The sequence below is a fragment of the Arthrobacter sp. GW460-12-1-14-TSB2 genome, assembly GCF_059423525.1.
This window is the reverse complement of the sequence record NZ_JBWKYC010000008.1, coordinates 21,267-31,852: the sequence shown is the minus strand read 5'-3', so window position 1 is coordinate 31,852 and position 10,586 is coordinate 21,267. Positions and strand designations below refer to the sequence as shown.

The 10,586-nt window shown below is 68.1% G+C and carries 8 protein-coding genes; 3 read left to right on the top strand and 5 right to left on the bottom strand.

Features of this window, described 5'->3' with window-relative positions; all coding sequences use genetic code 11:
* Positions 1-70 precede the first annotated feature (70 nt).
* Positions 71-712: a class I SAM-dependent methyltransferase gene (locus AC07YR_RS11525; RefSeq protein ID WP_494734009.1), complete on the bottom strand. Its 642-nt coding sequence runs from the start codon at positions 710-712 to the stop codon at positions 71-73.
* Positions 713-1,166: 454 nt separating this feature from the next.
* On the opposite strand from AC07YR_RS11525, the gene AC07YR_RS11520 reads away from it, so the two are divergent.
* A complete protein-coding gene (locus AC07YR_RS11520; protein ID WP_494734008.1) occupies positions 1,167-3,584 on the top strand; it encodes a heavy metal translocating P-type ATPase in 2,418 nt (805 codons plus the stop codon).
* Between the two features lie 11 nt (positions 3,585-3,595).
* Positions 3,596-4,957 carry a phenylacetate--CoA ligase family protein gene (locus tag AC07YR_RS11515; protein WP_494734007.1) on the top strand — a complete coding sequence of 454 codons (1,362 nt, stop codon included), beginning with the start codon at positions 3,596-3,598 and terminating at the stop codon, positions 4,955-4,957.
* A 30-nt stretch (positions 4,958-4,987) separates the two neighbouring features.
* Here AC07YR_RS11515 and AC07YR_RS11510 read toward each other — a convergent pair whose 3' ends face one another.
* Both AC07YR_RS11510 and AC07YR_RS11505 read right to left on the bottom strand, forming a co-directional pair.
* Complete coding sequence (locus AC07YR_RS11510) at positions 4,988-6,511, bottom strand: multicopper oxidase family protein (RefSeq protein ID WP_494734078.1); 1,524 nt, start codon at positions 6,509-6,511, stop codon at positions 4,988-4,990.
* Positions 6,512-6,648: 137 nt separating this feature from the next.
* Entirely contained in the window at positions 6,649-6,966 is a 318-nt protein-coding gene (locus AC07YR_RS11505; RefSeq protein ID WP_494734006.1) for an SHOCT domain-containing protein, read from the bottom strand.
* Between the two features lie 184 nt (positions 6,967-7,150).
* On the opposite strand from AC07YR_RS11505, the gene AC07YR_RS11500 reads away from it, so the two are divergent.
* On the top strand, positions 7,151-7,912 hold the full coding sequence (locus tag AC07YR_RS11500) for an SDR family NAD(P)-dependent oxidoreductase (RefSeq protein WP_494734005.1): 762 nt from the start codon (positions 7,151-7,153) through the stop codon (positions 7,910-7,912).
* Between the two features lie 3 nt (positions 7,913-7,915).
* On the opposite strand, the gene radA is transcribed toward AC07YR_RS11500, so the two are convergent.
* Together radA and AC07YR_RS11490 are read right to left on the bottom strand one after the other, a co-directional pair.
* Positions 7,916-9,289: a DNA repair protein RadA gene (gene radA / locus AC07YR_RS11495; protein ID WP_055801821.1), complete on the bottom strand. Its 1,374-nt coding sequence runs from the start codon at positions 9,287-9,289 to the stop codon at positions 7,916-7,918.
* Between the two features lie 88 nt (positions 9,290-9,377).
* Positions 9,378-10,505 carry an FUSC family protein gene (locus AC07YR_RS11490; protein ID WP_436056346.1) on the bottom strand — a complete coding sequence of 376 codons (1,128 nt, stop codon included), beginning with the start codon at positions 10,503-10,505 and terminating at the stop codon, positions 9,378-9,380.
* Positions 10,506-10,586 lie beyond the last annotated feature (81 nt).

The following is a 10,586-nucleotide window of genomic DNA, read 5'->3' as shown; positions in this document are numbered from 1 at the left end:
GCGCCTGCCATTGCGGCAGGCCCCCTTCTTTGTCTTTTCTGGGAGTCTCCTGGCTGGTCTTTATCGGGGCCTATTCCCGGGGTTTGGCTGCCGTGCCAAGAATGTGGGCGACTCGCGGGTTGCCGGGCAGGGCTGAGAAGCCGAAGCGCTCCACGTTCTGCAGCGTGAGTCCCGCTGCTGCGATTCCCGCGGCGGTGTCGCGGTTCAGGTGGCACCCTCCTCCGAGCCGGCTCCACAGCGGTGTGAACAGGTCCTCGACACCCGCGAGCACCCGGTGTGCCGAGCGGACATGTTCATAGAACAGCAGGAGACCGCCGGGCCGGAGAACCCGCAGCACTTCCGCCAGGGCAGCCTCCTGGTCCGCCACACTGCACAGGACCAGGCTCGAGACCACCACGTCCACGGATTCGTCGGCCGCCGGAAGTTCTTCCGCCACGCCGTCGTAAACCGTGACGGGAACCGGCGCCTTGATGGCTTCGGCCAGCGCCAGCGCCCGCAGCGTCGGGTCCGGTTCGAGCGCCAGCACTCCCGCCACGGCTGGGGGGTAAAAGGGGAAGGTGGCCCCGTAGCCCGCCCCGATTTCGACGACGGCGCCGTACGCCGCCTCGACGAGCCGCCGGCGGTGGGCCCCTGCTCCGCGGGCATCCATGCGCGGTCCCACGCGGGCAAAGTACTGCCCGAAGGAGGAATTTCCGCGACCGGTTTCCGGCATTAGTGCCTCCTTGGCTCAGCGATCCTGCGCGGTCTTGCTACAACGATCCTGCCCCGGATTCCGTTTCAGGCCCTGCCGGCGCGCTGCCGACGCCGGGATCCTAGGACAGGAGGCCGGCCTAGGGCAGGCGTGGGGACCAAAGACTCTGACGCTGCAGGCCGGGCGGGACGATAGTGAACCGCAGGGGCGCTTAGGCGGCGGACCTTGACCGATACCCCCAGGGGGTATATGTTCAGCATAACCGGAAACGGCGTCCCGGGCGAAAGCCCTTACGCAGTGAAGGTCCGGCATCGGGTGGGTCAAGGCCGCTGCCCTGCCCGGACCCTCGATTTGCCAAAGGACCCACCATGAACGCTGACCCGAAGCCCGCATCCGGACGAGCACAGGCGGATATCCGAAGCCTCGCTGCTTTCCGGACGGCCCGTCCGGCGGCAGCGGCGTCGAAGGAGGAGCAGTGACCACAGCCCTGAAGAGCACTGTTGTGGAGGTCCGCGGCCTGCACTGGGCCACCTCCAAGGCGGTCGTGGAGCACGTGCTGCTGCAGCGGCCCGGTGTCGCCGCCGTTGACGCGAACCCGGTCGCCCAGACCGCCACCGTGAGTTTTGACCCGGCCGTGACCTCGGTGGAGCAGATCTCCGGGTGGGTACGGGACTGCGGGTACCACTGCCGGGGCGAATCGGTCCCCGACCACGTCTGTTACCCAATGGGCGAAACCACGGGCACGCCCGGGATGAAGCATGCCCACCCGCCGGCGGACGGTCATGCCGGCCATGGCCCGGGAGGTCATGGTGAGATGCCCAGGACTTCGCAGGACATGATGGGCCACGGCGGACACCATGCCGGAATGTCGATGGATGACATGGTCAAGGACATGCGCAACCGGTTCCTGGTCGCCGCGGTCCTGTCCGTTGGCGTGACGCTGTGGTCCCCGATGGGCCGGGACATGCTCGGCTTCACCGCCCCGACGCCGTTCGGTCTCCGCGACGACGTGATGGCCTTGATCCTGTCGCTGCCGGTCATCTTCTACTCGGCGTGGATCTTCTTCGACGGCGCCTACCGGGCGCTGAAGGCCCGCACCCTGGACATGATGGTCCTGGTCGCGATCGCGGTCGGCACCGGCTGGCTCTACAGTGTCTGGATCACCCTCACCGGCGGCGGTGAAGTGTTCTACGAGGCCGCCACTGTCCTTGCCGCCTTCGTGCTGCTGGGCCACTGGTTCGAGATGCGGGCACGGGGCGGCGCGAACGAGGCCATCCGTACGCTGCTCGAGCTTGCTCCGCCGGTTGCGGTCGTCATCCGCAACGGCGACACGGTCGAGGTCCCCACCTCCGACGTCCAGACCGGGGACCTGCTGCTGATCCGGCCGGGATCGAAAATCCCTGTTGACGGGGAGGTTGAGGACGGCCAGTCGGAGGTCGATGAGTCCATGGTCACGGGCGAGAGCCTTCCGGTGACCAAGACCATCGGTTCGGAGGTGATCGGCGCGTCCATCAACACCACCGGCACGATGCGTGTCCGGGCCACCAAGGTCGGAGCCGACACCGCCCTGGCCCAGATCGTGGCCCTCGTCCAGGAAGCCCAGAACTCCAAGGCGCCAGGCCAGCGGCTGGCAGACAGGGCCGCGTTCTGGCTGGTCCTGGTCGCCCTGATCGGCGGGACCGTGACGTTCGCCGCCTGGCTGGCCCTCGGCGCCGGCGTCCAGGCGGCCCTGCTGTTCGCCATCACCGTCGTTGTGATCACCTGCCCCGACGCCCTGGGGCTTGCCACGCCGACGGCCATCATGGTGGGCACCGGGCTCGGTGCCAAGCGGGGCGTCCTGTTCAAGAACGCCACGGCCCTGGAAGTCTCCGCCCGGATCGATACCGTCGTGATGGACAAGACCGGCACCTTGACGAAGGGCGAACCGGAAGTGACCGACGTCGTCGTCGAAGGCATTAGCGAAAGCGAACTTCTGGCGCTGGTCGCCGCGGTGGAGCAGGAATCCGAACACCCGTTGGCTGCTGCGGTGGTCCGCCATGCCCGGGAGCACGGCGCATCCGCGCTGGCGGCCTCGGATTTCCTGAACGTTCCGGGCCACGGTGCCGTCGCGACCGTGGACGGGCGCCGGGTGTTGGTTGGCAACCGCAAGCTCATGACCGACGAAGGCATCGACCTTGGACCGCTGGCTGCGGTGCGCGATGAACTTGCCGCCACCGGACGGACCGCCGTGCTGGTCGCCGTGGATGGAAGGGCTGCGGCGGTGATAGCGCTGGCGGATGCCGCGAGGGAAACCGCGGCCGCCGCCGTCGCCGCCCTGCACGAGGCCGGGATCGAAGTGGTCATGCTCACCGGAGACAACGAAGCGACCGCCCAAAGGATCGCCGGCCAGCTGGGCATCGACACCGTCATCGCCGAAGTGCTCCCCGGCGACAAATCAGCGAAGATCGCCGAGCTGCAACAGCGCGGCCGGGTCGCCATGGTCGGTGATGGCGTCAACGACGCGCCGGCCCTGGCCCAGGCCGACCTCGGCATTGCGATCGGCGCCGGCACCGATGTGGCCATCGAAACGGCCGACGTCGTGCTCATGCGCTCGGACCCGCTGGATGTGCCCATCGCCCTGCGGATCGGCAAAGGCACTTTGCGGAAGATGCGCCAGAACCTGGGTTGGGCCGTGGGGTACAACGCGATTGCCCTGCCCATCGCGGCAGGAGTTTTCGCGTTCGCCGGGATCGTCCTCAGCCCGGAAATCGCGGCGCTGTCGATGTCCGGTTCCAGCTTCCTGGTCGCCGTCAACGCCCTCCTGCTCAAGAGGCTGCGCCTGCCCCGGCCGGAGACGCCCGAGGCCACCACCGCGCGCGCTTCGCGGCCGCTAGCCCCGGCCGGGACCCGCTAGGGCACCGCGCCATGGACCTCCGCCTCATCTCCCGTGTGCTGTACCTGCGGGCCGCATGGCGGAGGCGGGACCACTGGAACGCCGCGCGGATCACCGCCCACCAGGAGCGCGCCCTGCAGGAGCTGCGAAGGGCAACGTACGCAGGATCGGAGTTCTATCGGCGCCATCACGCCGGCCTCCACGATGCACCCCTGGACCGGCTGCCCGCCGTGACGAAAGCGGTGCTGATGGACCACTTCGACGAGGCCGTAACTTCCCCGGACCTGAGGCTTGCTGATCTGGAGAACCACCTGCGGTCCCTGACGGAGCGCGGTGGAGACCCGGGAACGCCGTGGAAAGGCCGGTGGTGGGCTGCGGCAACGGCCGGAACCACGGGCCGGCGCGGAACCTTCGTCTGGAACCGCACCGAATGGGCGACCGTCCTGGCGTCCTATGCCCGCGCGAACGACTGGGCCGGTATCCCCGCCGGGCTCACCAGGCCCCTGAAAATGGCCCTGGTCAGCTCCCGCGTCCCCACGCACCAGTCCGCCGTCGTCGGTGCATCCCTTCGCTCCCGGCTCGTCCCCGCCCTCCGCCTGGACGTCACCGCGCCCATGGATGAGACGGTCGCTGCGCTGAACCGCTTCCAGCCCAGGATCCTGGTGGGCTACGCCTCAGCACTCAAACCCCTCGCGGCAGAGCAGCGGGACGGACGTCTGCACATCTCCCCGCAGGGCGTGATGTCCGCCTCCGAAGTGCTCAGCCCGCACACCGCCGCGGAACTGGAGGCGGCATGGGGAAGCGCCCCCTTCGACGTTTACGCCGCCACCGAAACGGCCGGAATCGCCTCACCCTGCACGTACCGGAACCGCCATGTCTACGAGGACCTGCTGATCATCGAGACCGTGGACCAGGCCGGCAACCCCGTGCCGCCCGGGACAACCGGGGCAAAGCTGCTCGTCACTGTCCTGTTCTCCCGGACCCTGCCGCTGATCCGCTACGAAATGTCCGACACAGTGAGGCTGGGTGGGCGGGGCTGCCCCTGCGGACGGTCCTTCACTCTTCTGGAGGACATCGAAGGAAGGCTCGAAGATGTCCTGCGGCTGCCGGGCAAAGCAGGAAATGTGAATGTCCATCCGATCGTGTTCCACCACGTACTCGATGAAGCCGGGAGTGCGGGGTGGCAGGTCATCCAGGAGCCGTCCGGGCTTCGCGTCCTCCTCGCTGGCCTCGCACCAGGGGCATCCATCGAGGGAGTCCGCGCAGCTGTGGTCAGCGCGCTCACCGCGGCTGGCGTTGTGGGAACCCGGGTGGACGTCCACGTTGTTGGACACCTTGAACGGACCCCTTTGGGTAAGGCGCCGTTCGTTCGGGGACTGCCCCGCCCCCTGTAACCGCGCCCTATCAACGTGCAGGAACCACACCTAACGGACTTCGATCACGCCCATCATTCCGAGGTCCTCATGGTCAAGGATGTGGCAGTGGTAAACGGAACGGCCGGCGAAGTCCTTGAACGCCACCCTGACCTTCACGCGACCCTGCGCCGGAACATTGACCACGTCGCGCCATTCCGGCCGGTCCAGCGCACGGCCGCCCTCCTCAACGACCTGCATCGGCCAGACGTGCAGGTGGAACGGATGATCCATGGGACTGGGGTTGGTCAGGGTCCATTCCTCCACGCTCCCTGACGCCACCGTGGTGTCCGTCCGCGCCGTGCTGAATTCCCGGCCGTTGATGGTGAAGCCCATCATTCCCCCGCCCATGCCCATGCCTGCGCCGGAGGAGAGGGTGAGCTGCCGGTGCGCCGCCACGGCTGCTGACCTGAGGTCGTCCGGTTCCCGAACCGCCGGCACGGGCGCCGGGGGTGAGGGGGACGGCGCTAGCTGGGACGGCGACGGCGGCAACGGCGAGGGGGAGGGGGCGGTGCTTCCCTCCACCCGCAACGTCGCGAGTGCCATGCCTGCGGCACCCGGCTGGTTTGTCTGCCGGGGACCGGGTGGCTGGCCCATCATGCCGGCCATGCTGCCCCGGTCGTAATACGCCGCACGCAGGACGGAGTTTCCGGCGGCTGTGGTCACCAATACATCCGCCCGGTTGCCGGGTGCCAGGAACAGTTCCTCCACGTCCGACGGCGTGCGGTACCGGCCCGAGTCCATTCCCAGCAGCTGCAGTTGCTGGCCGTCGAGCCGCAACGAGAGATACCGGGCCACGCAGGCGTTGATAATGCGCCACCTTTCGCGTGTACCTGCCACTGCCGTGAATTCCGGATTGCTCTGTCCGTTGACCAGGACGAGTTCGCCTTCCCTGCCCAGCATCCGCTCCATCTGCGAAACGCGGACAACGTTCCCGGCGGCGTCCAGCGTGGTATCGGAAATGACCAGGATGCGTTCGGTGCTGACCGCCATGGGTTGCGGATCCTCCACGATGATCGCGCCAAAGAGGCCGGCGAAGATCTGGTCAGCAACTGTGCCGTGGTGGTGGGGGTGGTACCAGTACACACCCGGAGGGTGGTCCGCGGGGAGCCGGTACTCGTACTCATGGACGGCACCCGGATTTACCATGACGAACACGTTGTCCCCGGAGCCCTCGGGGGAGACGTGCAGTCCGTGGACATGCAGGTTTGTTGTCTGGTCCAGGCTGTTGGCCAGCCGGATGCTGAGCAGGTCGCCCGGCCGCAGGCGGAGGGTGGGACCCGGAATGCCCCCGTTATAGCCCAGCGCCCGGGACTGCCGACCGGCGAGCTGGAACTGGCCGGGCCCGGCCTCGAGACTGACCTCCAGCCGGCCGCCGGAGCTGCGCAGCTCGGATGGCTGGGACAGTTCGGCTCCGGTTTCAGGGGCCGTCCGGGATGACGACCGGGAAGCCAAAGACCACCACAGCCCTGCTCCGCCAACTGTTGTGGCAGCCGCCCCGAGACCGCCCAGGAGCAATGCGCTGCGCCGGCTCAGGGGCCGGGTGACGGGACGACGCACCGCGGGTTGCGCTCTGACGGGCGGTGGCGGGCCGGCAGGTTGTTGCGGGCCGGATGGCGGGCCTGGTTGCGGGCCTGGTCTTGGGTCCGAGGGAGGCATGCTGGCAGGAGGCACTACGGTTCCTCGCCGAGTACCCTGACCTGCTCGCGGTACTGGTCAGCGGTCAGTTCCCCTTTCGCAAACCGTTCGTCGAGGATCTGCCGGGCCCGGCTGCGTCCCCCGGGCCCGCCAAACCCGGGACCGCCGGATCCCGGCCAGGGGCCGCCCGCTCCCGGGTGGCCGGAAGGGTTGAACCCGCCGCTTTGGAAGCCGCCCCGGCCGCCGCCAGCGAATAATCGCACAGCGACCAGGACCAGCAGGGCAACGCCCGCCAGCATCAGCACGCCCCACAGCCACATCCAGCCCATATCCGGACCGTAACCCCACATCATGGCTGCTCCTTCCGTGGCCTGCAGTTTCGTGCCTGCAGTTCGTATGCCAAGTCCTACCCCAAGGGTGCGCCTGGTCGGCAGGCTCCGCTAGGGTCCTAAGTCGCTTGTGCGGCCCCGTCTTCAGGGCGGAGCCTGTAACCATAGCCACGCCCCGCCCGGGGCCACAGCCCCCGAGGAGCAGGCCATGCAGCCAGCCGCGTACCCGTCCCGTTTTTCCGGGAAGACTGTCATTGTGACGGGAGCCGGGTCCGGAATCGGACTGGCCACCGCCACCCGCCTCGCACGCGAAGGCGCGAGGGTCATCGCTACGGATGTGGTGGAGCGACGTTTGGCGGACCTTGCCGCCGGACTGCAGGATTTCGACGTCGTCACGGTCACCGGTGATGTCGCCTCCGCGGAGACCACCGCTGCGATTGTGGCCGCGGCCGAGGGCCGGGTGGACGGACTCGCCAACGTGGCGGGGATCATGGATGCTTTCCTCCCGCCCGCCGAGGTGGACGATGCCACCTGGGACAGGGTGTTCAGCGTCAACCTGACGGGCCCCATGCGCCTCACCCGGGCGGTGCTGCCGCTGATGCTGGCTGCAGGAACGGGCACGATCGTAAATGTTGCTTCCGAGGCGTCGTTCAGGGCGTCCGCTTCAGGGGTGGCCTACACGTCGTCGAAGCATGCGCTGGTTGGCTTCACCAAGAGCGTGGCGTTCTTTTACGGTCCCCAGGGGATCCGCGCCAACGCCGTGGCGCCCGGGGCTGTCGCCACGAATATCGAGGCTCCGTGGAAGTCGGACTTCGCGGCCGGGCGGATCGGTCCCATCCTGCAGGCCACTGTGGGCTCGGTGGCGCAGCCCGCCGAGCTCGCCGCCGCCATCACCTGGCTGCTCAGCGACGACTCAGCTAACGTCAACGGGGCCATCCTGCCCAGTGACGGGGGCTGGTCCACCATCTGAGCCTCAGCCGATGAGCAGCCCCAAAGCCTCGGCCAGGTGCCCCACTTCCCGGACGGAGAAACCGGCAGGAACGGGTCCCGGCCCGTTGGGGCTGGACGGAACCACGGCATGCGTGAAGCCCAGCCGGTGGGCCTCCTGGATACGCTGGTTGATGCCCGGAACAGGGCGGACTTCACCGGCCAGGCCGACCTCGCCGAAGGCGATCAGCCGGGTGGGCAGCGGTTTCTTGGCTTTGGCCGAGGCCACGGCCAGAGCCACCGCCAGGTCGGTTGCGGGTTCGCTGAGCTTCACGCCGCCCACCGTTGCCACGTAGGAATCATCCTTGTGCAGCAGGCAGCCCGCACGCTGCTGGAGCACGGCAAGCAGCATGGCCACCCGCGAACTGTCCAGGCCGCTGGTGGCGCGGCGCGGCTGTGAACTGGCGCTCTCGGCCAGCAGCGACTGAACCTCGGCCAGCAGCGGCCGGCGGCCTTCCAAAGTCACGGTGATGCACGTCCCGGACACTGGCTCCTTGGTCCGGGAAACAAACAGGCCGCTGGGATCGGCAAGGCCCACAATGCCGTCCTCGTTGAGGTCGAAGCAGCCGACGTCGTCGGTGGGCCCGTAGCGGTTTTTCACTGCCCGCAGCAGCCGGAGCCGTGAGTGGCGCTCGCCTTCGAACTGGCAGACCACGTCCACCAGGTGCTCCAGGAGCCGGGGGCCGGCGATGGAGCCGTCCTTGGTCACGTGCCCCACCAGCAGGGTGGTCATGTTGCGGCGCTTGGCCGCGGCGATGAGGGAGGCAGCCACTTCCCGTACCTGTGAGACGCCGCCGGCGCTGCCGTCGACGTCGGCGCTGCTGAGCGTCTGGACAGAGTCCACCACCAGCAGCCGCGGCTCCAGCTTCTCCACCTGCCCGAGCGCCTGGCCCAGGTCCGTTTCGGCCGAAAGATAGAGGGACTCCGCAACAGCATCGATGCGGTCCGCCCGCAGCTTGACCTGCGCAGCGGACTCCTCGCCCGTGATGTAGAGGACGTCCTGCGCTGTACGGGCGAACTTGGCCGCAACATCCAGCAGCAGAGTGGACTTGCCCACGCCGGGTTCGCCGGCGAGCAGGATGACCGCGCCCGGAACCAGGCCGCCGCCCAGCACGCGGTCCAACTCGTCCACACCGGTAGGGAGGAAAGCCGCTGTGGTGGCATCGACGTCGGCAATCCGGCGGGCGGGCTCCAAAACGGTGGTGGCCGCCGTCGTGCGTGCAACGGCGGCGCCGGTTTCCTCCACGGTGCCCCAAGCCTGGCACTCGCCGCAGCGCCCCACCCATTTGACGGCGGTCCAGCCGCACTCGGCGCATTTGTAGGCCGGGGCCTTGGACGCCCGGGAAGTCTTTGTTGCCATTGGTCCACCCTATCCGGGGGCAGTGACACTCCTGGGGATCGAGCGTGCCGAGATCATGGTTTCGACGGGCTCAGCCACCGGTCCCGCGCTACAGCGGCGGCAGGATGTCCCTGGCTTCCTTGGAGTCCATTCCGGTGGCTTCGAGCAGGTCCACCATCAGCGGGCGGAACAGCATGACCACCGTTTCGCCCTCGAGCCGCTGCACGTCCAGCATCCGGGGGTGCAGCCGGCCGGCGATTTCGGTCAGCTCCAGCCGGGATGTCCGGAGGTGGGCGCGCCGGACTCCTTCGTGCATTTCAGCGAGGCCCAGGGACAGCTCGTCGATGGCGGCCGCGGTTTCCTGCAGGACCTCCGCGATGTTCTCCGTGGCCTCGTCCGAGAGGGCGGCGTGGTTGATGGCGCTGGTCAGGCGGCGCGCGAAAACCCGGCTGTTACGGAGCGCCAGGTCGATGTAATCCAGCGATTGCTCCAGCCTGCCGATCTCGTCGCGGTGGCGCCGGTAGGCCGGGGCCAGCGTGGCCACCTCACCGGAGGCGCGCAGCGACTGGCGCATCGCGTCCACCAGCGGCTGGCAGTTCCGGCCGCGGACCAGGGCGTGCCACGCCTCGGTGGAGTCGCTGTTCGTCAGCGCGGACGCACAATCACGCAGCACCTCCGCAAGTTCGTGCAGCAGCTTCTGCACATCCTTCCGGGGTTCCCGCCTGGGATCCTTCGGCACGAGGACGGTGAAGAGCAGCGCGAACAGGCCGCCCACGATGGCGTCGATACTCCGCGTGAACGGCCCGCCGGCCGGGGCCGGGAGCAGCACCACCAACAGCGACTGCAGCCCCAACTGAGTGGTGAAGATGTTGCCGCTGTCCAGGAAACGTGCCAGCAGGATCGAGACAAGAAGTACGACGGCGGCAACCCAGATTTCGCCGCCCAGCCAGTGTCGGAGCAGATCACCTACCGCGATGCCGATGGTGCAGCCCAGCCCCACCTCCATCACCCTGCGCAGCCGTGGCTCGCGGGAGAATCCCAGCGCAATGAGGGAAGACGTGGCAGCGAACAGCGGGCCTGAATGGCCGAGGACGTATTCGGCGAACGCGTACGCGCCCACGGCGCAGACCGTCATCTGGATGGCCGGCACCAGGGAATTCCGGCTACGGACCACCCCGGTGCGGATCCTGGTTCGCAGGAATCTTCTGCTGGCGGAAATTCCAGTCGGTTGGGCCATGCGTTCCAGTCTATTCACTGGCATTGCACTACGGCCGGAGATGTGATGTGCGCAATGGTGACGCTGCACATGTAAGCCGAT

Bases quoted from the DNA above. Each gene is read 5' to 3' on its own strand.
- AC07YR_RS11515 (WP_494734007.1), top strand. From the start codon at position 3,596: ATGGACCTCCGCCTCATCTCCCGTGTGCTGTACCTGCGGGCCGCATGG.
- AC07YR_RS11505 (WP_494734006.1), bottom strand. From the start codon at position 6,966: ATGATGTGGGGTTACGGTCCGGATATGGGCTGGATGTGGCTGTGGGGC.
- AC07YR_RS11490 (WP_436056346.1), bottom strand. From the start codon at position 10,505: ATGGCCCAACCGACTGGAATTTCCGCCAGCAGAAGATTCCTGCGAACC.
- AC07YR_RS11500 (WP_494734005.1), top strand. From the start codon at position 7,151: ATGCAGCCAGCCGCGTACCCGTCCCGTTTTTCCGGGAAGACTGTCATT.
- radA (WP_055801821.1), bottom strand. From the start codon at position 9,289: ATGGCAACAAAGACTTCCCGGGCGTCCAAGGCCCCGGCCTACAAATGC.
- AC07YR_RS11525 (WP_494734009.1), bottom strand. From the start codon at position 712: ATGCCGGAAACCGGTCGCGGAAATTCCTCCTTCGGGCAGTACTTTGCC.